Below are 22,571 nucleotides of genomic sequence, written 5' to 3'. Positions count from 1 at the left end.
GGGTCGGCGCGCACAGCCCGACGGCGAACCCGACAAGCACACGAGGAGCAGCGGTGAAGTACATCTCGACCCGAGGCGGCATGGCGCCGGCACCCTACAGCGAGATCCTGCTGGAGGGGCTCGCGACCGATGGCGGGCTCGTGATGCCAGAATCGGTGCCGCAGCTCACCGCTGAGCAGCTCGAATCGTGGCGCTCTCTCTCCTATGCGGAGCTCGCCACCGAGGTGCTGGGGCTCTTCGCCACCGACATCCCGCGCGACGATCTCGCCCGCATGTGCCGCGACGCATACAGCAGCCAGAACTTCGTCGCCGCAGAGGTGGTGCCCGTCACGCCGCTCGAAGACGGAATCTCGCTCGTCGGCCTCTCAGAGGGCCCGACGCTCGCCTTCAAAGACATGGCGATGCAGTTTCTCGGCCAGTCCCTTGAATACGTGCTCGCGAAGACCGACCGCGCGCTCAATATCGTGGGGGCCACCTCGGGCGACACCGGTTCGGCCGCAGAGTACGCGCTGCGCGGCAAAGACGGCATCGCCGTGTTCATGCTTTCGCCGCAGGGCCGCATGAGTGCGTTCCAGCGGGCGCAGATGTACTCGCTCACCGACGAGAACATCCACAACATCGCCGTGCAGGGCGTCTTCGATGACTGCCAGAACCTCATGAAGGCGCTGTTCGAAGACCTCGAGTTCAAGCGCGCCCACGACCTCGGCGCCGTCAATTCGGTCAACCTGGGCCGCGTCAGCGCCCAGGCCGTCTACTACTTCTGGGCCTGGCTGCGCGCGAGCGACGCCGTGCCAGCCGCAGAGCGCGCCTCCTTCGAGATCTCGGTGACGGTGCCGTCGGGCAACTTCGGCAACATCTTCTCCGGCTACCTCGCGAAGAAGATGGGCGTGCCGATCCGCCGCCTCGTGCTCGCAGCCAACGAGAACAATGTGCTCGACGAGTTCTTCCGCACGGGCGTGTATGCGCCGCGCGGCGCAGCCGACACGCACGCGACCTCGAGCCCGTCGATGGACATCTCGAAGGCTTCCAACCTGGAGCGCTTCGTGTTCGAGGTGCTGGGCCGCGACCCCGAACGCCTTGCGGCAGCGTGGCGCGAGCTTGCCGAGACGGGACGCATCGACCTCACCGCCGAGCAGCCCCGCTTCCTCGAGGAGTTCGGTTTCGAGAGCGGCACGAGCACGCACGCGGATCGCGTGGCGACGATCAAGTCGGTGTTCGACGCGAGCGGCACGGTGATCGATCCGCACACCGCCGACGGTGTGAAGGTGGCCCGCGAGCACCTGGAGCCCGGCGTGCCGATGCTCGTGCTCGAAACCGCGAAGCCCGAGAAGTTCCCCGAGATCGTGTTCGAGGCGACAGGCACCCGCATCGGCCTGCCCGAGCACCTCGCAGGGCTGCTCGAGCTGCCGCAGCACGTTACCGAGATGGACGACGACGAAGCCGCTCTGCGTGCCTTCGTCGCTGAACGCGCCGTTTCCCGCTGACGCCCTCGGGCGCACGGGCCGCGGCCGCCCGTGCTGAGCCTGCGCCGGTACGTGCCCGCGATCCGCACCTCGCGATCCGCACCCCGCGAACTCATCAAGGTCATCCGTGTGGCCGTTTGCTGCGACCGATAACGACCACACGGGTGACCTCGATATCGCATCGACGCGGCCCGGGCAAGGGGGCCGGCGCTCTCGAACACTGTCGGTAGCACCCCGTAGGGTGGAACCCAGCAAGACAGGGAGGCTGACATGTTCGGTGAGCGAGCAAGGCGAGCACTGGAGCACCGAGTCGAACGGCTCGAACGCGGGGGAGATACGCCGCAGGGCGCGCTCACGCAGTCACGGCATCTGAAGCGGGCCGGCGGTGCGTGGGGTGACAGCTTCGGGCTGCTCGCCACGCGCTCGTTGCAGATCATCATCGTGCTGATCCTCACTACTGGTGTGGTCATCGGCATGAGCACACTCAGCACCGTGGTGATCCCGATCCTCCTCGCGCTCATCTTCGCGAGCACCTTCACGCCCGTCATGTCCTGGCTGCGCGGGCACCGGGTGCCGTCGGCTCTCGCGACAGTGCTGGTGCTGCTCACCATTGTGCTGTTGCTTGCCGGCGTGGGCTGGCTCATCGTGTGGGCGGTGCGCGACCAGTGGGATGAGCTTTCATCGCAGGCCGAGACCGGCCTCCAGCAGGTCATTGACTGGGTGAAAACACTGCCGTTCGCACCCGACCACGACCAGCTCGTCGAATGGCAGCAGAACATCACTGATTTCCTGTCCGGCTTCCTCACCAGTTCGCAGTTCGGCTCGGGTGCGCTGGCAGGGGTCGGCATCGTCACAAACTTCGTGACCGGGCTGATCCTCATGGGGGTAGTGCTCTTCTTCTTCCTCAAAGACGGCCCGCAGATCTGGCGTTTCCTGCTGCGCCCCTTCGAGGGCGAGGCGCTGGCGCGCGCCGAGCGGGCGGGCGACAAGACCGTGCAGACGCTCGGGCACTACGTACGTGGCACGGCGTCGGTCGCTGCGGTCGATGCGATCGGCATCGGCGTCGGCCTGCTGATCCTGCAGGTGCCGCTGGCGCTGCCGCTCGCCGTGCTCGTGTTCGTGCTCGCCTTCATCCCGATCGTGGGCGCGACGCTCGCCGGTATTCTGGCAGCGCTCGTGGCGCTCGTCGCGAACGGGCCGCTGAGCGCGGTGCTCGTGGTCGGTGTGGTGGTGCTCGTCAACCAGCTCGAGGGCAACTTCCTGCAGCCGGTGCTCATGGGGCGGGCGTTGAAACTGCACTCGCTCGTCATCCTGCTCGCCTTGACCATCGGCACCGTGCTGAGCGGGGTGCTGGGTGCGGTGCTCGCGGTGCCGATCGCCGCGGTGGTGTGGGGCATCATCCAGGTGTGGGATGGACCTGATCTTCCCGCGAAGCCGTTCCGACGCAAGCCCGGCGAGGTCTGATCTCGGCGGATCGTAGGGCCTCGAGTGCGGTGCGCGGAGTCGGCGCGGGGGAGCGGTGGTGCGCTCAATGCTAATATTTGGACATGGTTCAAATTCGTACACGGTCTCGATCGGGATTCCTCCGCTGGGCGGGCGTGTTCCTCGCTTCCGCTGCGGTGCTCGGCGCTGCGGGGCTGGCGCAGCCGACGGCCGCTCGGGCCGAGCTAACGGCTGAGGTGACGACCTCGACCAGCATCACGACGTTCGTGCCGCCGACTACATACGGCAACTCGCCCATCTACTTCGTTACGGTGTCGCTCCCGAGCGCCGCCAACCTCAGCGGTGAGGTGGTGATGATCGAGGCCGATGGTGTAGTCGCAGGACGCGGGGTTCTCGGCTACAACGGGAGCGGTGGCTTCGCGGCGATCGTTCCCGTTATGAACCTCGCCGCCGGCGATCATGATCTGGTTGCGCGCTTCGTGGGCAAGGAAGGCGATGCGATCTTCCCCGATCGCGTTCTGCCCTCAGAGAGCCCGGTGCTCCCCATCACGATCGCACCGGCCGAGAGCAGCACCGCGATCACGGGTGCGCCCACCTGGGCGCGGGCCTTCGAACCGATTGACGTTACAGCGCATGTGACCTCTCCGGCGGCCGGAGTGAACGGTCGGGCGGCGTTGCTCGCAGACGGCGTCGAACTCGCCACCGCCGAACTGCAGTCGAATGGTGCGGTGCAGTTCTCCGCCGTCGCCGCACCCGCGGCGACGGCCGGTCTTACCGTGGCCTTTCTCGGCGACGCTGCGGGCAACTTCGCGCCGTCGAACTCGGCCGCGGCGCCGCTGACGGTCGTTCCGCATGCGACCACGACGGCGCTCACTGTGTCACCCACCAAAGCGCGCGTGGGCGACAGTGTCGGCTTCGATGTCGTGGTGAGTAACACTGACCGCACGGTGCCCACCGACCCTCGTGGCGGCATCGAGCTGCTGGTCGACGGGGCAGTGGTGTTCACGGTCCCCGCCGCCGATGATATCGATCCCGAGACGGGTGACGGGGAGGCGCGGTTCAGCGTCGACTCCGCGCAGCTCTCGTTCGGAGAGCACGAGGTGTTTGCCCGCTTCGTGCCGCAGGCAGGCTTCCTCGATTCGCGCAGCCCCGCCGTGGCCGTCGAGGTGTCGGCCGACGCGGCGCCGGGCGGTGGATCGCCGACGACGCCCGCTGCGTCGCTCGCGCGCACTGGCGGGTTCGACCCGCTCGTGCCGGGCGTTGCGGGGCTCGGCCTGCTCGTGCTCGGCGGGGTCGCGGTCGTGGGGGCCGCCGCCAGGGCTCGACGGGCTCGGGCATCGCGCTAGGCTGAGGCCAAGGTGCGGAGCGTCGCTCCGCCGAGCGGAAGGAGCGCACCATGCGGCTGCTGTTTCAGATTGTCTCCCAGCTGGTGCTGGCAGCGATCGCGATGATCGTGTGCCACTTCGCCCTGCCCGGGTTCGAGCTGCACCTTGGCGGCTTCCTGGTGGCCCTCGGTGTGTTCACGCTCGCGCACGCGATCCTCGGGCCGTTCGTGCTGAACATTGCGCAGCGCTACGCGGCACCGCTCGCGGGCGGCGTGGGGCTTGTGGCAACGCTGCTCGCGCTTTGGGTGGCGTCGCTCTTCCAAGGCGGTATCGTGCTGCGCGGCGTGGAGACCTGGGTGCTCGCGCCCATTATCGTGTGGGTCATCACGGCCCTTGGGGGCTGGATCTTCATGGCCTTCTTTATCGACAAGTGGCTGAAGCGCCGCGCGGCCACGAAGATGCTGCGCCGCACCCAGGGGTAACGGTCGGCGGGCAGCTGCTGCCGGGCGGTGTCGCTTGGGTTCGCCCTCGGACATCGGCGGAATTTCGCGAGACACACCCGGGATTCGGCCCTCGATTTGCCCGAGAGGTGAAGCTGTGCCACTATATATGAGTTGCCAGCGCGGCGGGGGAAGCCCCGAAGAGCGGTGACAGCGTCCGGCCCCATCGTATAGCGGCCTAGTACGCCGCCCTCTCACGGCGGTAACGCGGGTTCGAATCCCGCTGGGGTCACCGGAACAGAAAGCCTCACCTTCGGGTGAGGCTTTCTGCGTTTCCGCCCGCCCCGGCTGCCCTGCACGCCCCGATCTCGGCCCCCCATCTCCCCGGTCTGGCCCCGCATCCCAGGCGCACCCCCAAGTTCAGCGGCGCAGGACGTTTCACCGTCCCGTCGTTTGTGCACCGAGCGCCGTTCAAGCAACTCCCGCTGTGGAATTGAGGTGCTTGAACGTCGATCGGTGCGGTAGGGGAGCGGCGGGCAGATAGAGGAGAGGCGTCGGGCACCGGCGGTGAGCGTGAATGTCGGAGGCGCCCAGTAAGCTGATGATGTTCTGTTCAGGCACGAAGAGGAGCGCTCAGTGACCCGCACCATCAAGCTCGCCGTCCTTCCGGGCGACGGCATCGGACCGGAAGTGATCGAGCAGGCGAACCGCGTGCTCGACGCCGTGCTCGCCGACGGCGATGTGGTGCTCGACCGCACCGAGTTCAAACTGGGTGCCGAGCGCTTTCTCGCAACTGGTGAGACCCTGCCCGAGGCCGAGCAGGCCGAAATTGCGCAGCACGACGCGATCTTGTTCGGTGCTGTCGGCGGCGTGCCAGGCGACCCCCGACTGAAAGACGCCAACATCGAGCGCGGCCTGCTGCTCAAGCTGCGCTTCGACTTCGATCACTACGCCAATGTGCGACCCTGCACGCTCTTCCCCGGCGTTGAGTCCACCCTCGCCAATCCCGGCAACGTCGACTTTGTCGTGGTGCGCGAGGGCACCGAGGGCCCCTATGCGGGCAACGGCGGGCGCTTGCGCGCGGGCACCCCCGCAGAGGTCGCCACCGAAGTATCCGTCAACACCGCCTTCGGCATCGAGCGCGTGGTGCGCTACGCCTTCGAGGTCGCCAGCCAGCGCCCCCGCAAGAAGCTCACCTGGGTGCACAAGACCAACGTGCTCGTGCACGCGGGTGCCACCTGGCAGCGCATTGTGCAGACCGTCGCCGCAGAGCACCCCGAAATCACCGTCGACTACATGCACGTCGACGCCGCCACCATCTTCATGGTGCAAGATCCGGCACGCTTCGACGTGATCGTCACTGATAATCTGTTCGGTGACATCCTCACAGACCTGGCCGGCGCCATTGGCGGCGGCATCGGGCTCGCAGCCAGCGGCAACATCAATCCCGACGGCACGTTCCCGAGCATGTTCGAACCCGTCCACGGTTCTGCGCCCGACATCGCGGGGCAGCAGAAGGCGGATCCGACCGCGGCGATCCTGTCAGCGGCTCTCATGCTCGACCACCTGGGCCTCACCGCCGAGGGCGACCGCGTGCGCGACGCCGTGCGCGCCGACCTCGCTACCCGCGGGGCATCGGCGCGATCCACCACCGAGGTGGGAAGCGCGATCGTCGAACTGATCTCCGCTCGCTGACACGGCCCGGGCCCCTCTTCGAACTCCTCACACGGCCGCCCCTTGAGGCGACAGAAAGCAAGTCCATGACCGAGCTCACCTTCACCCGCACCCCGGCAACCAGGCTCTCCGACGCCGAGCGCGAAGCAGCACTCGTCGATCCCGGCTTCGGCAATCGCTTCACCGACCACATGATCTCGATCGTGTGGGATCGAGAGCGCGGCTGGCATGATGCCGAGGTGCTGCCCTACGGCCCGATCCCCATGGATCCCGCCTCTTCGGTGCTGCACTACGGTCAGGAGATCTTCGAGGGGCTGAAGGCGTACCGCCACCCCAACGGTGACATCGTCGCCTTCCGCCCGGAGGAGAACGCTCGACGCCTCAATGAGAGCGCCAAGCGTCTTGCGCTGCCCGAGCTGCCTGTCGAGTTGTTTGTGCAGGCGGTGCACGAGCTCATCACCGTCGACGCCGACTGGGTGCCCAGCGGTCACGATCAGAGCCTCTACCTGCGCCCCTTCATGATTGCCGACGAGAGCTTCCTCGGTGTGCGCGCAGCTGAGCGCGCCCGCTTCCTCGTGATCGCGAGCCCCGCCGGCGCCTACTTCACTGGCGGCGTGCGCCCTGTCTCCATCTGGCTTTCCGGCGACCTCGCCCGGGCTGGACGTGGCGGCACCGGTGCGGCGAAGTGCGGCGGCAACTATGCCTCCTCACTGCTGCCCACCCGCATTGCCGCGCAGCACGGCTGCGCCCAGGTGCTCTTCACTGACTCTGCCACCGAAGACACCATCGACGAGCTCGGCGGCATGAACCTGTTCCTGGTGCACCGCGATGGCAAGCTCATCACCCCCGAGCTCAACGGCAACATCCTCGACGGCATCACCCGGAAGAGCCTGATCCGCCTCGCCCAAGATCGTGGCCTCACCGTCGAAGAACGCAAGGTCACGGTGAGCGAGTGGCGCGACGGCGCCGCGGACGGCTCCATCACCGAGGCGTTCGCCTGCGGCACCGCAGCCGTGATCACCCCGATCGGCCAGCTGAAGAGCGAAGACGGCACCCTGGTCGACTTCGGCGACGGCGCCCCGGGCGAGGTCACCATGTCGCTGCGCGAAGAGCTCACCGGCATCCAGTTCGGCACTGTCGAAGACCGTTTCGGCTGGGTCGACCGCATCATCGCAGCGGGGGAGTGAGCGAGGCCGCACGCCCCGCACCCGACGCCGCACACCACCGACGAGCACGAACGACAGGGAAGAGCATATGAAGGTCGTACGCTTCGAAGCAGCGGGAGAGATTTCCTACGGAATTCTTGATGAAGCCGAAAACGGCGACGGCATCGAGGTTGTCGAGCTCGCGGCAGATCCGCTGGTCTCGGGGTTCGACACCACTGGGCGCAGGCTGCGCCTCGATGAGGTGCGTCTGCTCGCCCCGGTGATTCCGCGTTCAAAGGTGGTGTGCGTCGGGAAGAATTACGCCGATCATGTCGAGGAGATGCGTTCGGAGACTGGCGGCGGCACCCCCGATGAGCCGCTGCTGTTCTTGAAGCCCAACACCTCTGTGATCGGTCCGGGCGACCGCATCGTGCGCCCGGAGATCTCCGACCGCGTCGAGCACGAGGGCGAACTCGCGATGGTGATCGGTGCCGTCGCGAAGAACGTGCCAGAGGCCGACGCCCTCAGCTACGTGTTCGGTTTCACCTGCGCCAACGACGTGACCGCCCGCGATCTGCAGATCGCTGATGGGCAGTGGACACGCGGCAAAGGCTTTGACACCTTTTGCCCGCTCGGCCCCGTCATCGAAACCGACCCCGAGCTTGACGATGCCCGCGTGGTCACCCGCGTGAACGGGGAAGTGCGCCAGGAGGGCCGCACCTCGCAGCTCATCTTCTCTCTCGCCCGCATCGTTGCGCACGCCTCCGAAGCCTTCACGCTGCTTCCGGGTGATGTGATCCTCACCGGCACCCCGGCAGGCGTTGGCCGCCTCGAAGCCGGAGACACCGTCGAAGTTGAGATCGACGGCATCGGGATCCTGCGCAACACCGTCGTGTAGCCCGCAGCACAGCACCGTAGGGAGCCCCGCATGAGCAACGACGAACAGCAGGAACCCTCTCCTCGCGGCACGAGCCGCAGATCGATTCTGCGCGGCGGCGGCCTCCTCGCCGCCGGTGCGGCAGCCGGGTTCGGCGGGGCAGCGCTCATGCGCGGTCTCGACGGCCAGAACCAGGCCGGCCAGCCATACATTCCCGAAGAATTCGCCGCTCCGAAGCCCCGCACCGCCCCGGGCTTCGACCACCTGGTGGTGCTGATGGGCGAGAATCGCTCCTTCGACAACCTGCTCGGGCACCTGTACACCCCCGACACGCTGCCCGCGGGTTCCTCTTTCGAGGGGCTGGCTTTCGGCGACTACTCCAATCAAGCCTCTGACGGCACGGTGGTGCCGGCGCACATCTACGTCGGCCCGACCGATCGCATCATGCGTCAACCCGATCCCGATCCCGGCGAAGAGTATCCGCACGTCAACACCCAGCTTTTCGGCTCCCTCGACGATCACAACCGGGGCAAAGACGTCGCCGACATGAGCGCGCCCTACAATGCGCCGCGGCACGGCGCGCGGGCCACGATGGCTGGCTTCGTGCTCGACTACGAAACCGATTTCGAGGGCCGCACCGGTCGCAAACCGTCGCCCGCTGAGCGCGACCAGATCATGGGGTCGTTCAGCCCCGAGATGCTGCCGGTCACCTCCACCCTCGCCCGCGAGTTCGGCGTCTACGACCACTGGTTTTGCGCGGTGCCGAGCCAGACCTTCTGCAACCGCAGCTTCTTCCACGCTTCAACCTCGCACGGCTTCGTCACGAACGCGCTCAACGGTGGCTACGACAAGTGGCTGAATGCGGCACCTACGCCGACGGTGTTCAATCGGCTGGAAGAGGCCGGGCTGAGTTGGCGCATCTACTTCGACAAGCTGCAGCTGATCTCGTTCACCGGCATGATCCATGCTCCGGTGCTGCAACGTTTCTGGAAAACCGACCGCTTCGCCACTATGGAGCAGTTCGAGGCCGACGCGAAGAACGGTGATCTGCCGGAGTACGCCTTCGTTGAGCCGCGCATGATTTTCAATCACAATGATTTCCACCCGCCTGTCGGTGCGGTGCGCGAGGCCGTGATTGACGGCGAAGATGTCTACAACGGTGCGCTCTCCGATGTGCGCGCCGGTGACGCCCTGGTGCACCGGGTGTACACCGCGATCCGCACTGCGATGTCCGCGACGGGATCGAACTATCTCAACACGGCGATGCTGCTCACTTTTGATGAGCACGGTGGCACGTACGATCACGTCGTGCCGCCCGCGGCGAAACCGCCGGAGCCTGGCGCGGGCGAGATGGGGTTCACCTTTGACCGGCTCGGCTGCCGGGTGCCCGCGGTGCTCGTGTCGGCCTATGTTGAGCGGGGCAGCGTGTTCACCGGCACGATGCATCACGGCTCTCTCGCGGCGACGCTCAGCGATCGTTTCGGGCTTGAGCCGCTCACCGATCGCGATCACGGTGCACCCTCGATCGCTCCGTCGTTCAATCGTCAGGTGCCCAGGCATGTGGCAGATTGGCCGCAGCCCTCGCCGGCGTTCGTGCCGCCGAATCCCGAGGGCGGCCCGCACCCCGCCGAAGCTGAGCCGGACAGGCCGCTGAGCCCTCCAGCGAAGGGCTTGCTGGGGCTGCTGATCTCCCGCTATGGCGAGGAAAGCGAGCGTGTGAACCCGCCCCGCACCTTCTCCGAAGCTTACGCTCTGTTGCAGAAGTACGGGCAGGGCCTGTTCGGGCCTGGCGGGTGATGCTGGTGGGCGCGGCGCGGCACGCATTCAAGGGGCGGATCGAGCATCGGATCGCCCATCCCATCAGGCGTCCAAGCCCCCAGGGCGGCGCTGTCGATGCGCGGGCGGGGGTGCTGCGGAGTGCGGCGGCGGATCCGGTGCAGGATTCAGCTGCGTGCCCGGCCGCGGCCCGCACCGCAGCCCCATGTGACGTGCGCGACCCGCGCGGTGTAGCATGACGCGACCGGTGACGGCGATCCAGCCCCGCCGCAACCCCACCCCGAACGGACGGTGCTGAGATGCCAATCGACACCCCCGCTCCGCCGCGCTTCGGCGTGGAAGAGGAGTACCTGCTGCTCGACGCGCAGACCGGTCTGCCCCGCGATGGTGTGGAGGGCATGATCGCGGCGTTGCCTGGGTTGCGGGCCGAGCATGAGTACTTCCACAGTCAGCTCGAGACGGCCACCCCGCCGTGTGTGACCGCGGCGGAGGCGTTCGATTCGTTGGCTGAGTTTCGGGTGGCCGCGTCGCGGGCGGCGGGCGGGCAGGGGCTGGTGCTTGCGGGCACGGGGCTGCCGCCTCTGGGAGGCGACGTGCCTGGCCGTGTCACCGATAATGAGCGCTACCGTGATATCGAGCGCACGATGCGCGGCATGGTGCACCGCTACTATTCGACGGGCACTCACGTGCACATTGAGGTGCCTTCGCGCGATGCGGGGGTCGAGGTCTTCGCGCGCATTGCCAGGTGGTCGCCCGTGCTTGTCGCGCTCACCAGCAATTCGCCGCTGTGGCTGGGTGGTGATTCCGGTTACGCGAGCTGGCGATACCTGCAGTTGCAGCAGTGGCCGAGCTCGGGCTACCCGCCGCACTTTGCCGACTCGGCGGCTTACGACGGCGTTGTGCAGGAGCTGGTGCGGTCGGGGGCACTGCTCGACACGGCCCTGGTGAATTGGTCGATCCGTCTCTCCGAGCGGTTTCCCACGATCGAGTTGCGCACGGCCGATGCGCAGCTTGAGAGCCGTGACGCTGTCGCCTTCGCACTGATCTTCAGGGCGCTTGTGGCTGGTGCGCTGCATGATCGTGCGACGGGGGCTCCGATGGCTGAGCCGCAGCGCGATGTGTTGCGCGGAGCTCACTGGGTTGCCGCCCGCAATGGCTTGGCGAGCGAGCTGGTGCACCCTGAGACGGGTGCCCCGGCACCGGCCTTCGAGGTTGTTGACGCGCTGCTCGCGCATGTCGCGCCGATACTGGAGGCTGCGGGCGATGTCGAGCATGCGCACCGTTTTGTGGAGCGGCGCCGCGCCGACGGTGGTGCCGCCGAGGCGCAGCGGCGGGCTTGGGCGGCGGGCGGCATCAGCGGCCTGCTGGAGCTGTACCGGGCCTCATCCGAGGGTGCCGCGTAGCGCTCCACCCCCGTAGGGTGGAGGCATGACCGAGCAGCGCGCCCACAACGGATTCACGCTTCCCGCGATCGGCTTTGGCACGTACCGCTTGAATGGTGCGGCCGGTGCGGCTGCCGTGGCCGAGGCCGTGCGTGGCGGCTACCGCCTGATCGATTCTGCGTTTCGCTACGAGAATGAGGGTGCGGTTGGCCGTGCCGCGCGTGATTCTGGGGCGGATCGCGCCTCTCTGATTGTCACGAGCAAGTTGCCGGGGCGGGATCACGAGTACGACGCCGCGCTGCGCACGATCGAGGAGAGCGTCTACCGTACGGGCCTCGACGCGATCGACCTGTACCTGATTCACTGGCCCAATCCAGTGACGGGGCTGTTCGTCGAGGCGTGGCGTGCGCTCATCACCGCGCGAGAGCGCGGCTGGGTGCGTCAGATCGGCGTCTCCAACTTCTTGCCGGAGCACATCGAGCGTCTTGACCGCGAAACCGGGGTGCTGCCTGTGGTGAACCAGATCGAGCTGCACCCGTTCTTTCCGCAGGCCGACGCGCTCGACTATCACCGTGAACGCGGCATCATCACGGAGGCGTGGAGCCCGGTGGGGCGCGGCCGCGATCCGCTGATGTTCGAGGGGGTCGTGGCCGAGATCGCTGCGGCTCGTGGCATCACGCCCACGCAGGCGATCCTGGCCTGGCATGTGGCTCGTGGCGCGGTGCCGCTGCCGAAGTCGCAGGATCCGGCTCGCCAGCGTGAAAATCTCGCCGCGGCCGAAATCGAGTTGAGCGTTGCTGAGGTCGACGCGATCACGGCGCTCGGCCGCGTCGACGGTCGTCTTGCCGGGCAGGATCCCGCTCTCTACGAAGAATTCTGAGCCGGCGATTCCCAGCGGCCCGCCGCACCCAGCTCGCGGATGAGAGAATAGGGGCGATGGATCCCAATAAGCTCAACCATGATGCGCCGCCTGCCGAGGGCAAACTTGTCAAGACGCGGCCGCGCGCAGCCGGTGCTGCCCGCCCGCAGGTCAAGCCGAAAGCCGAGGGTTGGCAGCAGCTCACCACGCCTGACGGCCGCCCCACGCTGCAGTTCGCGTCGCCGCGCGTGAAGCAGCCCGCCACCCACCTTGCCGACCTCACGCTCGCCGAGCGCGAGGCGAAGGTTGTCGAGATGGGCGTGCCTAAATTTCGGGCCAAGCAGCTCTCGAAGCACTACTTCGAGCATCGCACTACCGACCCCGAGCAGATGACCGATCTGCCGAAGCATCTTCGTGGCGAGCTGGCGGAGGCGTTCTTCCCGCCGCTGCTCACCGAGGTGAAGCGGCTCGTCACCGATGATGGGGCCACGATCAAGTTCTTGTGGCGGCTGTTCGACGGCGCGCTCGTGGAGTCGGTGCTGATGCGCTATCCGGGCCGCATTACGCTGTGCGTGTCGAGTCAGTGCGGCTGCGGCATGAACTGCCCGTTCTGTGCGACCGGGCAGGCGGGCCTCACCCGCAACATGTCGACCGCTGAGATTCTCGATCAGGTGGTGCAGGCCAACCGGGTGATCGCCGAGGGTGGGCTCGGCCGGGCGCGTCGCGAGGGCAACGGTGCCGAACCCGAGCGCGTCAACAACATCGTGTTCATGGGTATGGGTGAGCCGCTCGCCAACTACAAGCGCGTGATGAACGCCGTGCACCGCATGATCGCACCGTCGCCCGAGGGTCTCGGCATGTCGGCGCGTGGCATCACCGTGTCGACGGTGGGGCTTGCGCCGGCGATCCGCAAGCTGGCCGACGAGGACATTCCGATCACTTTCGCGCTGTCGCTGCACGCGCCAGACGACGAACTGCGAGATGACCTGATCCCGGTGAACAGTCGGTGGAAGGTCGAAGAGGTGCTCGACGCGGCCTACCACTACTACGAGAAGACGGGCCGCCGCGTCTCGATCGAATACGCGCTCATCAAAGACATGAACGATCATGCGTGGCGCGCCGACCTGCTCGCCGACAAGCTCAATGCTCGTGGGCGAGGCTGGGTGCACGTGAACCCCATCCCGCTCAACCCCACGCCAGGGTCGATCTGGACCTCATCGACTCGCGAGGTTACCCGCGAGTTCGTCGACCGCCTCAATGCTGCCGGCGTGCCGACGACGCTGCGTGACACCCGCGGCAAGGAGATCGACGGTGCCTGCGGGCAGCTCGTGGCGACCGAGCAAGACATGGCTGAGGCGGCCGCTTTCGCCGAAAGCTGAGGGCGGGCGGGTCTGGCCCCGCCCGCCCCGTCATCTCACCCCCGTCCAACCTGACTGATTCAGCCAGATGAACTCATTCCGAGGTGCTGGAACAGTCGGCCTCGCTGAACGCGTCGCGCTCGGTGCAGCGCTCCCTTGTTGGGCCAGACCTTACCGGCGGAGGGCGCGGGCGAGCAGCTCGACGTCGGCGGCGGTGTTCCAGAGGTGGAATGCGATGCGGGCGTTGCCGGCTCGGCCTGAGGCGGTGATGCCGCCTGCGGTGAGCGCGGCGAGGTCGTTGCCTTGCGGATCGGCCCAGGCGACGATGGCGGAGTTGCCTGGCGGCAGCCCGAGTGTGTTGCGCGCAGCGTTTGCGAGTGCGAGGTTGTGGGCGTGCACGGTGCCGGGTTCGAGTGACGCGATGCCTGCGAGGGCGGCTTCGGTGCCGCCGAGCACGGGCCAGGCGGGGGAGACATCGAAGCGTCCGGCGCCCGCGGCGAGCGGCGTGTGCCCGGCGTAGCAGGAACCCCACACGTCATCGGCGGAGTACCAGCCGGCGGCGACGGGCACGAGTTCGTCTTCGAGCCCGGCGCGCACGGTGAGGAAGGCGGTGCCGCGCGGCGCGCAGAGCCATTTGTAGGCGTGGCAGACGGTGAAGTCGAAGGCGCTCGCTCCGGTGGGCAGCCAGCCGAGTGACTGGGTGAGGTCAACGAGAGTGCGAGCCCCGGTGCGTGCAGCGGCGAGGCGGATCGGCTCGGCGTCGGCCACTTCGCCCGTTGCCGACTGCACCAGTGAGAACACGACGAGGGCGGTGTCGGCGCTGATCTCGTGGGCGAGCTGCGAGACGGGGGCGTAGCGCACGCGCACGCCGCGGTGTGCGAGCTGTTCGAAGGGGTGGGTGAGGGAGGAGAAGTCGCCGGCGGCGCAGAGCACCTCGGCGCCGTCGGGCACTGAGCTGGCTACCACCGAGACGAGTTGTGACACCTGCGAGCCGATCGCCACACGGTCGGCGGTGACGCCCGCGATGGTCGCGAAGAGTGCCCGGCAACGCTCGGCTTGCTCTCCGAGGGCGCGCGCGTCGGCTCGGCCCGCGGCCCAGTCGTCGATGAAGGCGCGCATGGCCGTGGTGGTTGCGGCTGTCGGTAGTCCTGCGGTGCAGGCTGAGAGGTAGCCGGTGCCGGTGGCGAAGCCGAGCTGGGCGGGGTGCTGCGGCAGCGCTGCGGCGGCTGTCGCGGGATCGAGGCTCATGCCGCAAGGCTAGGCGAGCGTAAAGCATAATCAAACAGAATCATTCTTATATTTTGCTTCATGCGGGGTTATGTTTGTCGTAGTATCGATGCATGACCACGCTCCGCAATGCCGATCCGCTCGGGTCGATCGACTCGACCGAGCTGCGCATCCTGCACGCCCTCGCTACGACAGGCTCGCTCACCGCCGCCGCCGCGAGCCTCGGCCTCAGCCAGCCCGCTGTCAGCCAGCGCATCAAACGCGTCGAAACTCGGCTCGCCGTGCCACTGATCGAGCGCAGCGGGCGGGGGATCCGCCTCACCACAGCTGGGCGCATCCTCGCCGACCATGGCCGCACCGTCGTCGCCGAGATCGACGCCGCCCTCGCCGCGATCGACGATCTCCGGGGCGAGCGGGCGGGCACCCTGCGCCTCGTCGGCTTCCCGAGCGCGAGCGCTACCCTCGTGCCCGCGCTCATGCGCGAACTCGCGGTTGAAGCTCCCGACGTAGCTCTGCAGTATCGCGAGGCTGAGCCGCCCGCCGCCACCGCGATGCTGCGTGACGGCGAGGTCGACTGCGCGCTCATCTTCGACTACGAGGGCGCAGCAGAACTCCCGGCGGGCAGCGCATTCCTGCCGCTGTGGCGCGAAGAAGTGCGGCTCGTGGCCTCCGACGAGCGCGCCCCCGGCGACACCGACGTGAAACTCGGCGAGTTCGCCTCGGACCACTGGATCGCCGGCTGCGAGAAGTGCCGCGGCCACCTGCTGAGCGCGGCAGGCGAGGCCGGCTTCGAGCCCGACATCATCCAGGAGACCGACAATGTGCCCGCCATGCTCGCGATGGCCGCCGCCGGCGGAGCCGTCGCGCTCGTGCCGGGGCTCGCACTCGCTGCGGCGCGCACCCTGCCAGATGATGCGCACGCGCTGCGGCTCGATCCGCCCCGCTACCGCACCATCGGCATCGTTTCGATGGCGACCGCCAACGAAAGCCCGCAGGTGCGCCTCGCGAAGCGTCTGCTCGCAAGCGTCGACGGTTCGAGCTGGGGGCTGGAGCCCGTCGCGTGAGCGGCGCGACCGCCGTGCTCGAGTCGGGTGAGCTGCGCCGGGGCGGCCGGCTGCAACGCCGCACCGTGGCCGTGCTCGCCACCGCAACAATCCTCGGCGGCCTCGGCGTGGGCGCGGCGCTTTCCGTGGGTGCGCTGCTGCTCGCCGAGGTCAGTGGCAACGATGCGATCTCCGGCCTCGGATCCGCCATGTTCAACGCGGGAGCCGCCGCGGCAGGCATCCCGCTTGCGCGGGTGGCCGCACGGCACGGCCGCCGCCGCGCGCTCGTCGCCGGCAGCGCGGTCGCGATGCTGGGCGCTGTCGTCGCGATCCTCGGAGCCGTGGCGCAGCAGTGGTGGCTGCTCGCGATCGGCATCGCCATGCTCGGCGTCGCCAGTGCAGTGCAGCTGATGTCTCGCTTCGCGGCAACTGATCTCGCACTGCCGAGCAACCGTGCCCGCGACCTGTCGCTCGTCGCCTGGGCGATCACCGTTGGCGCGGTCGTCGGCCCCAATCTGATGGGGCCAGGCGCGGTCATCGGTGAAGCCCTCGGAGTGACACCGCTTGCAGGCGTGTTCGTGTTCCCCTTCGTAGCGCAGGCTCTCGCGGTGCTCGTCAACTGGTTCGGCTTGCGCCCCGATCCGCTGCTCACTGCTCGGCAGTTGCCGCCCGAAACGGCGAGCGTGCCAGTTGGGCCCGGCGTGATCGACGGGTCGCCAGGTGGATCCGGATCCGCACCTCTCACCGACACGGCGTCGATCCGCCCGCGAGTGCTCACGGTCTTCATGATCGCGATGGCGCAGGCCATCATGGTGGCGCTCATGGCGATGACGCCACTGCACCTGATGCATCACGAGGGCACCCCACAGCTCGTGGGCGTCACCCTCAGCCTGCACATCGCCGGCATGTATGCGCTGTCGCCCGTGTTCGGGCTGCTCGCGGGGCGCATCGGTCGCGTGCAGGTGATCGGGATCGGGTGGCTGCTGCTGCTCGGCGCCGTCACCCTCGCCTACTTCGCCGGGGCGTCGCACGCGCTCGTGCAGATCGCGCTGGTGCTGCTCGGCCTCGGGTGGGGTGCCGTGACCGTCGCCGGGGCTGCGCTGCTCACTGAAGTCACGCCGTCGGCCGTGCGGCCGCGCTGGCAGGGTCGATCCGACACGATCATGAGCGCGGCCGGAGCGGTGGCCGGGGCGCTGTCCGGCCCCATTTTCGCGATCGGCGACTTCTCCTTCCTGGCGCTCGTAGCCGGCGGCCTGCTGGCGCTCGGGGCACTCGCCATGCTGTGGGTGCGTCGCTGAGTCGTCTCGGCTTCTGCCTGCGTTTCTGCCTGCCGCATCGCTTCCGCCTACCGCAAATATGGGATCTGCCGAAGATATGGAGTTTGTGGCGCGGATCGCCATATCTCAGGCAGATCCAGTATCTCCGGCACATCCCATGTTTCGGGGGTTGTGCCGAACGAGAATCCGGGCGCTCGGGCGCTAGAATAGGTGACGATGTCTACGAGCAGCGTTTCCCAGTTCTCCACCGCAACCGGCAGCGACGTGCGCGTGCGCTTCTGCCCGTCCCCGACGGGCACGCCGCACGTCGGCATGGTGCGTACCGCCCTTTTCAACTGGGCGTACGCCCGGCACACGGGCGGCACCTTCGTCTTCCGTATTGAAGACACCGATGCGGCGCGCGACAGCGAGGAGAGCTACGCGCAGATCCTTGACTCGCTGCGCTGGCTCGGGCTCGACTGGGACGAGGGTATCGACGCCGGCGGCGAGCACGGCCCCTACCGTCAGTCGCAGCGCGGTGACATCTACCAGGACGTGATCGCGCGTCTCACCGAGGCTGGGTACCTCTACGAGAGCTATTCCACGGCCGAGGAGATCGACGCCCGTAACGAGGCTGCGGGCCGCCCGAAGCAGCTCGGCTACGACAACTTCGACCGCGACCTCACCGCAGAGCAGCGCGCCGCGTTCCGCGCTGAGGGCCGTCAGCCCGCGCTGCGTTTCCGCGTGCCCGACACCGATCTTTCGTTCACCGACCTGGTGCGTGGCGACATTTCGTTCCCCGCAGGCTCCACGATCGATTTCGTGGTGGTGCGTCCCAACGGTGCCCCGCTGTACACCCTCGTCAACCCTGTCGACGATGCGCTCATGGGCATCACTCACGTGCTGCGCGGCGAAGATCTGCTGTCGTCGACACCCCGCCAGATCGCCCTGCACAGCGCGCTGGTCGAGCTCGGCCTGGAGCCGGCGATCCCGCGTTTCGGCCACCTGCCGTATGTGATGGGCGAGGGCAACAAGAAGCTGTCGAAGCGTGATCCCGAGTCGAATCTGCTGCACCACCGCTCGCGCGGCTTCATTCCCGAGGGGTTGCTCAACTATCTGTCGCTGTTGGGCTGGTCATTGGCTCCGGATCGCGACGTGTTCTCACGCGAAGAGATGGTGGCCGCGTTCGACGTCGTCGACGTTAACCCGAATCCGGCCCGATTCGATCAGAAGAAGGCCGACTCGATCAACGCTGATCACATCCGCTTGCTCTCGGAGAGCGATTTCGAGTCGCGCATTCTGCCGTACCTGATTGCCGGGGGCGCGCTGCCCGTTGAGCCGAATGAGCAGCAGCTCGAGGTGGTGCGTCGCGCGGTGCCGCTCGTGCAGAGCCGCATCACGGTGCTCTCCGACGTGGTGGGGCTCATGGCGTTCCTGTTCACCTCGGCTGACGCGCTGGTCTACGAAGACGACGCGCTGAAGTCGCTGAAGGAAGATGCCCGCCAGGTGCTTGCCGCGAGCATTGCCGCGCTCGATGCCGTGCCCGAGGCCGACTGGCAGACGGAGCCCATCCAGGCGGCGCTGCAGGCTGCCCTCATTGATGGCCTCGGCTTGAAGCCGCGCCTTGCGTTCGGGCCATTGCGCGTCGCCGCCTCGGGCCGTCGCGTGTCGCCACCGCTTTTCGAATCGTTCGAGCTGCTGGGCCGCGATGAGTCGCTGGCCCGCCTGCGTCGGCTCGACGCCCTGCTCGCGGAACGGGCGTAGCTGTGTCGGCCGCGCTTCGGATGGATCAGGGGAGCCCCGCCGGTGGCGAGCCGACAAAGGTTGGCGTCGCGATTATCGGGGGCGGGCCTGCCGGGCTTTCGGCGGGGTTGCAGCTGGTGCGCGCGAATCGGCGCATTGCGATCCTCGACTCCAACCGTCCGCGGCATTCGGCCACACTTCAGTCGCATGGTTTTCTGACGCGCGATGGTTCGTCGCCGCTTGAACTGCGACGGCTCGGCCGTGAGGAGTTCGAGGCGTATCCCACCGCGATCTTCTCGCAGGTGATGACGCGGGAGGTGATCCCGCTTTCCGCTGAGGAGGCGATCGCTGCGGGCTTCCCCGATGGCATCGGGTTCCGGGTGCGGGGCACCGGTATCAGGGGTGCGGCCGATGTCGACTATGTGGCGCGCCGCGTGCTGATCGCTGCGGGTCTCACTGAAGAGTTGCCCGCGCTGCCCATGATCCGCGCCTACTACGGCACGGCGCTGCACAGTTGTGTCGAGTGCGATGGTTTCGAGAAGACCGATAAGCCGCTGGTGCTGATCGGTGAGACGAGCGATCTGTTTGCCCGAGCGCTCCTGATCAGCCGTTTCAGCTCTGACTTGATCGTGTTCACGAACGGTGCTGACACAGTGCGGCCTGAGCAGGAGGCGCAGCTCGCCTCGATCGGGGTGCGGGTTGAGCGGCGCGCGATCGATGACATTGTGGGCGAGAAGGCCGAGATGACGGGGGTGCGCCTGGCTGATGGAGAGGTGATTCCGCGCGTCGGTGGTTTCGTGCGCCCGCGCTGGCATGCCCCTGTCGAGTTCATGGGCGAGCTCGATGTGGCGCGTGACGACTGGGGGCTCGTGGTGGTTGACGACCGCGGCGAGACTTCGGTGCGCGGCGTGTATGCGGTGGGCGACATCGTGCCGCCGGGGCCACAGCAGCTGATTATTGCGGCGGGCAACGGTGCGCGGGTTGCGGCGAAGCTGAATATGGACATGATCCGGGGAATGCTCGGAGTGGGCTTGATCGATGAGTGAGACGCGGCGCATGAACAGCGTGGAGGAATCCGACGATGCCTCGAAGTACCTCACTCCGGGGGCCCGTGCGGCTTCGTCGGGTGGGCGGTACGCAACGATCTCGGCAATGTTTGTCGGCATTTTGCTGATCTCGAATGTGGTCGCGGTGAAGCCGATCGCGTTCGGTGCGATCCCGTTCGGCGAGTTTTCGCTGCCGCTGGTTTTCGACGGCGGGGTGTTCTTGTTCCCGCTGGCGTACATTCTGGGTGATGTGCTCGCTGAGGTGTATGGCTTGAAGGCTTCGCGGCGTGCGATTCTCACAGCGTTCGGTCTGGCGCTCGTGGCGTCGCTCACGATCCTGGCGGTGCAGGTGTCACCGCCTGCGGCGGGTTGGGAGAACCAGGAGGCCTTTGCGGCGGTGCTCGGGTTTGTGCCGCGCATTGTGGCGGCGAGCCTCGTCGCGTTTCTTGCCGGCCAGTTGCTGAACGCCTGGGTGCTGGATCGGATGCGGCGCCGCACCTCTGGTCGTTTTTTGCGTACGCGCCTCATCGCCTCGACTGTCGCAGGGCAGCTTGTCGACACGCTGCTCTTCTGCACGATTGCGTTCGCGGGCATCATCACGGGCGTCGACTTCGTGATGTACGTGGTGCTCGGCTACGTGGTGAAGGTGCTCGCCGAGGTGGTGCTGTTGCCGATGACGACGCGCGTGATCCGCGCGGTGCGCGCCGCTGAGGAGCGCACCGCGTCGGGATCGGTTGCTTCCTGATCCGCGATCAGGAACCGTAGCGGGCTGCGGCCTCGCGAGCGAACTCAGCCCCGTACTGGCGGCCGAGCACCTCCTCACGGAACTCGACGAAGGTGCCGTCGATAATCGAGGCGCGGATCTGATCCACAAGCCGCACTATGAAGCGTTCGTTGTGGATGGTGGCCAGTGTCGACGACAGCATTTCCTTCGCCTTGAAGAGGTGGTGCAGGTAGGCGGCGGTGTAGTTCTCACAGGTGTAGCAGTCGCACTCGGGGTCGAGTGCTTCGAAACGACGACGCTGGGTGGCAGCCTTTGCGTTGATCCGCCCCCTGCTGGAATACATGGTGCCGCCGCGGGCCTGCCGTGACGGGGCGACACAGTCGAAAGTGTCAGCTCCGGCGGCAATACCGGCGAAGAGGTCATCGGGTTCTGAGATGCCGAGCAGGTGGCGGGGCTTGTGCTCGGGCAGTTCATCGCTCACCCAGCCGCAGATGGTGCCGAGCTCGGCCTTCTCGAGGGCGCCGCCGATACCGAAGCCGTCGAACTCCTGCTCCTCGGCTTCTGCGCCGCGCATCTCGGCAAGGCCGCGGGCCGCTTTGCGACGCAGGTCTTCATACTGGGCGCCCTGCACCACTCCGAAGAGAGCCTGGTAGGGGCGGTGAGAGCGCTCTGCCGTCTGGCGGGCATGCTCGTCGAGGCAGCGCACGGCCCAGCGTGCGGTGCGGTCGACGGAGTCTTCTTGGTAGGCGCGGGTGTTGAACAGCGTGGTGCACTCGTCGAAGGCGAAGATGATGTCGGCGCCCAGCTGGTGCTGGATCTGCATTGACACCTCGGGGGTGAAGCGATGGCGGTCGCCGTTGAGGAACGATTTGAAGGTGACGCCGTCTTCATCGACGTGCGCGAGACGCTCCTTGTTCTTCGCGATGACGTCGTCGTTCTGGTGCAGCCCCTCGGTCATCGAGATGACCTTCTTGAAGCCGACGCCGAGCGACATCACCTGGAACCCCCCTGAGTCGGTGAAGGTGGGGCCGTGCCAGTTCATGAACTTGCCGAAGCCGCCGGCCTCGTCGACGATGTCGCTGCCCGGCTGCAAGAAAAGGTGGTAGGCGTTGGCGAGCACTGCCTGGCCGCCTAGCTCTCCGACGGTCTCTGGCAGCAGCGCCTTCACGGTTGCCTTGGTGCCCACGGGAATGAAGGCGGGGGTCTGAATCTCACCGTGTGGAGTGCGGATCGTGCCCGCCCGCCCGAGGGGGCGGCCGTCGCTGCCGAGGGCACCGCCCTCTTCGAGTCGATGCTCGACGGCGAAACCGAAATCGGAGGGGGAGGGAGGGGTAGTCGTTGCGCTCTGCTCAGTCACGCCCTCCATCTAAGCAGGGGGAGTAGGGGAGGGGGTGGAGGGCATTGCGGCGACCCCAGGGAAGCGGCGCGCCCGGGATACGTGCCCTATCGAGCCGAATAGGCGAATATGGGCCCTGTGGGGCCCATATCGGGCCAGGGTGGCGCGGAGGTGTCGCAGAGGTGAATCCGCGGAATCATGCGGAGACACGCCCGGGATACGGGCCGTTATTGCGGGGTGGCCAGGATCTGCGTAATGTATTCCCTTGTCAGCGCAACGGAGCCGGGCCGCAGAGCGGTTCGGTTCAAAATAATGCGCAGCAAGCGCAGAACATGTGCTAGCATAGACAGGTTGCTGTTCGGAAGGCTTTGGCTGGTACGGGTGGTGTCTGGTCTTTGAGAACTCAATAGTGTGCACTTGATTGTCATATGCCAATTATTTATCCCCGGCATCG

At 67.1% G+C, this 22,571-nt stretch carries 18 protein-coding genes and 1 tRNA gene; 17 read left to right on the top strand and 2 right to left on the bottom strand.

Features of this window, described 5'->3' with window-relative positions; genetic code table 11:
- Positions 1-53 precede the first annotated feature (53 nt).
- The 12 genes from thrC to rlmN all read left to right on the top strand — a co-directional run bounded on the left by thrC (position 54) and on the right by rlmN (position 13,763).
- Positions 54-1,484, top strand: coding sequence for a threonine synthase (gene thrC, locus WFI54_RS04910; RefSeq protein WP_336651678.1), 1,431 nt, complete (start codon positions 54-56; stop codon positions 1,482-1,484).
- Positions 1,485-1,733: 249 nt separating this feature from the next.
- A complete protein-coding gene (locus tag WFI54_RS04905) occupies positions 1,734-2,927 on the top strand; it encodes an AI-2E family transporter (RefSeq protein ID WP_336651677.1) in 1,194 nt (397 codons plus the stop codon).
- A gap of 83 nt (positions 2,928-3,010) precedes the next feature.
- Positions 3,011-4,252 carry a hypothetical protein gene (locus tag WFI54_RS04900; protein ID WP_336651676.1) on the top strand — a complete coding sequence of 414 codons (1,242 nt, stop codon included), beginning with the start codon at positions 3,011-3,013 and terminating at the stop codon, positions 4,250-4,252.
- Between the two features lie 50 nt (positions 4,253-4,302).
- A complete protein-coding gene (locus tag WFI54_RS04895) occupies positions 4,303-4,713 on the top strand; it encodes a hypothetical protein (RefSeq protein ID WP_336651675.1) in 411 nt (136 codons plus the stop codon).
- A 177-nt stretch (positions 4,714-4,890) separates the two neighbouring features.
- Positions 4,891-4,963: transfer RNA gene (locus WFI54_RS04890), tRNA-Glu, on the top strand.
- Between the two features lie 344 nt (positions 4,964-5,307).
- Positions 5,308-6,366 (top strand): 3-isopropylmalate dehydrogenase, encoded by a 1,059-nt coding sequence (locus WFI54_RS04885; RefSeq protein ID WP_336651674.1) that lies wholly within the window; start codon positions 5,308-5,310, stop codon positions 6,364-6,366.
- Positions 6,367-6,431: 65 nt separating this feature from the next.
- Positions 6,432-7,532, top strand: a complete 1,101-nt coding sequence (locus WFI54_RS04880; RefSeq protein WP_336651673.1) for a branched-chain amino acid aminotransferase — start codon at positions 6,432-6,434, stop codon at positions 7,530-7,532.
- A gap of 67 nt (positions 7,533-7,599) precedes the next feature.
- Positions 7,600-8,388 carry a fumarylacetoacetate hydrolase family protein gene (locus tag WFI54_RS04875; RefSeq protein WP_336651672.1) on the top strand — a complete coding sequence of 263 codons (789 nt, stop codon included), beginning with the start codon at positions 7,600-7,602 and terminating at the stop codon, positions 8,386-8,388.
- Between the two features lie 30 nt (positions 8,389-8,418).
- The gene (locus WFI54_RS04870) at positions 8,419-10,164 is read left to right on the top strand and encodes an alkaline phosphatase family protein (protein ID WP_336651671.1); all 1,746 of its coding nucleotides are present in this window, start codon (positions 8,419-8,421) and stop codon (positions 10,162-10,164) included.
- 278 nt (positions 10,165-10,442) lie between these two features.
- Positions 10,443-11,546, top strand: a complete 1,104-nt coding sequence (locus tag WFI54_RS04865; RefSeq protein WP_336651670.1) for a carboxylate-amine ligase — start codon at positions 10,443-10,445, stop codon at positions 11,544-11,546.
- Between the two features lie 25 nt (positions 11,547-11,571).
- A complete protein-coding gene (locus WFI54_RS04860; protein ID WP_336651669.1) occupies positions 11,572-12,405 on the top strand; it encodes an aldo/keto reductase in 834 nt (277 codons plus the stop codon).
- Positions 12,406-12,461: 56 nt separating this feature from the next.
- Entirely contained in the window at positions 12,462-13,763 is a 1,302-nt protein-coding gene (gene rlmN / locus WFI54_RS04855) for a 23S rRNA (adenine(2503)-C(2))-methyltransferase RlmN (RefSeq protein ID WP_336651668.1), read from the top strand.
- A gap of 150 nt (positions 13,764-13,913) precedes the next feature.
- Here the strand turns inward: rlmN and WFI54_RS04850 are convergent, their stop codons facing one another.
- Complete coding sequence (locus WFI54_RS04850) at positions 13,914-14,990, bottom strand: aminotransferase class V-fold PLP-dependent enzyme (RefSeq protein WP_336651667.1); 1,077 nt, start codon at positions 14,988-14,990, stop codon at positions 13,914-13,916.
- Positions 14,991-15,082: 92 nt separating this feature from the next.
- Between WFI54_RS04850 and WFI54_RS04845 the strand changes: the two genes are divergently transcribed.
- From WFI54_RS04845 to WFI54_RS04825, 5 genes are all read left to right on the top strand, one after another.
- Positions 15,083-16,033, top strand: a complete 951-nt coding sequence (locus WFI54_RS04845) for a LysR family transcriptional regulator (protein WP_336651666.1) — start codon at positions 15,083-15,085, stop codon at positions 16,031-16,033.
- Positions 16,030-17,310, top strand: a complete 1,281-nt coding sequence (locus tag WFI54_RS04840; RefSeq protein WP_336651665.1) for an MFS transporter — start codon at positions 16,030-16,032, stop codon at positions 17,308-17,310. The genes WFI54_RS04845 and WFI54_RS04840 overlap by 4 nt, the downstream gene beginning before the upstream one ends.
- A 195-nt stretch (positions 17,311-17,505) precedes the next feature.
- Positions 17,506-19,032, top strand: a complete 1,527-nt coding sequence (gltX, locus tag WFI54_RS04835; protein ID WP_336651664.1) for a glutamate--tRNA ligase — start codon at positions 17,506-17,508, stop codon at positions 19,030-19,032.
- A gap of 20 nt (positions 19,033-19,052) precedes the next feature.
- Positions 19,053-20,057, top strand: a complete 1,005-nt coding sequence (locus WFI54_RS04830; RefSeq protein WP_336651663.1) for an NAD(P)/FAD-dependent oxidoreductase — start codon at positions 19,053-19,055, stop codon at positions 20,055-20,057.
- Entirely contained in the window at positions 20,050-20,802 is a 753-nt protein-coding gene (locus tag WFI54_RS04825) for a queuosine precursor transporter (protein WP_336651662.1), read from the top strand. The genes WFI54_RS04830 and WFI54_RS04825 overlap by 8 nt, the downstream gene beginning before the upstream one ends.
- A 7-nt stretch (positions 20,803-20,809) precedes the next feature.
- On the opposite strand, the gene tgt is transcribed toward WFI54_RS04825, so the two are convergent.
- On the bottom strand, positions 20,810-22,147 hold the full coding sequence (gene tgt / locus WFI54_RS04820; protein WP_336651661.1) for a tRNA guanosine(34) transglycosylase Tgt: 1,338 nt from the start codon (positions 22,145-22,147) through the stop codon (positions 20,810-20,812).
- Positions 22,148-22,571: the final 424 nt, after the last annotated feature.

The sequence above is a fragment of the Leucobacter sp. MMO-125 genome (assembly GCF_037148395.1).
GTDB lineage: Bacteria > Actinomycetota > Actinomycetes > Actinomycetales > Microbacteriaceae > Leucobacter.
The sequence above is the reverse complement of the archived record's forward strand: the minus strand, read 5'-3'. Positions and strand labels throughout refer to the sequence as shown.

Excerpts from the sequence above, each read along its gene's own strand:
- WFI54_RS04905 (WP_336651677.1), top strand. The coding sequence starts at position 1,734 with ATGTTCGGTGAGCGAGCAAGGCGAGCACTGGAGCACCGAGTCGAACGG.
- WFI54_RS04900 (WP_336651676.1), top strand. The coding sequence starts at position 3,011 with ATGGTTCAAATTCGTACACGGTCTCGATCGGGATTCCTCCGCTGGGCG.
- WFI54_RS04895 (WP_336651675.1), top strand. The coding sequence starts at position 4,303 with ATGCGGCTGCTGTTTCAGATTGTCTCCCAGCTGGTGCTGGCAGCGATC.
- WFI54_RS04880 (WP_336651673.1), top strand. The coding sequence starts at position 6,432 with ATGACCGAGCTCACCTTCACCCGCACCCCGGCAACCAGGCTCTCCGAC.
- WFI54_RS04875 (WP_336651672.1), top strand. The coding sequence starts at position 7,600 with ATGAAGGTCGTACGCTTCGAAGCAGCGGGAGAGATTTCCTACGGAATT.
- WFI54_RS04870 (WP_336651671.1), top strand. The coding sequence starts at position 8,419 with ATGAGCAACGACGAACAGCAGGAACCCTCTCCTCGCGGCACGAGCCGC.
- WFI54_RS04865 (WP_336651670.1), top strand. The coding sequence starts at position 10,443 with ATGCCAATCGACACCCCCGCTCCGCCGCGCTTCGGCGTGGAAGAGGAG.
- WFI54_RS04860 (WP_336651669.1), top strand. The coding sequence starts at position 11,572 with ATGACCGAGCAGCGCGCCCACAACGGATTCACGCTTCCCGCGATCGGC.
- rlmN (WP_336651668.1), top strand. The coding sequence starts at position 12,462 with ATGGATCCCAATAAGCTCAACCATGATGCGCCGCCTGCCGAGGGCAAA.
- WFI54_RS04850 (WP_336651667.1), bottom strand. The coding sequence starts at position 14,990 with ATGAGCCTCGATCCCGCGACAGCCGCCGCAGCGCTGCCGCAGCACCCC.
- WFI54_RS04845 (WP_336651666.1), top strand. The coding sequence starts at position 15,083 with ATGACCACGCTCCGCAATGCCGATCCGCTCGGGTCGATCGACTCGACC.
- gltX (WP_336651664.1), top strand. The coding sequence starts at position 17,506 with ATGTCTACGAGCAGCGTTTCCCAGTTCTCCACCGCAACCGGCAGCGAC.
- WFI54_RS04830 (WP_336651663.1), top strand. The coding sequence starts at position 19,053 with ATGGATCAGGGGAGCCCCGCCGGTGGCGAGCCGACAAAGGTTGGCGTC.
- WFI54_RS04825 (WP_336651662.1), top strand. The coding sequence starts at position 20,050 with ATGAGTGAGACGCGGCGCATGAACAGCGTGGAGGAATCCGACGATGCC.
- tgt (WP_336651661.1), bottom strand. The coding sequence starts at position 22,147 with ATGGAGGGCGTGACTGAGCAGAGCGCAACGACTACCCCTCCCTCCCCC.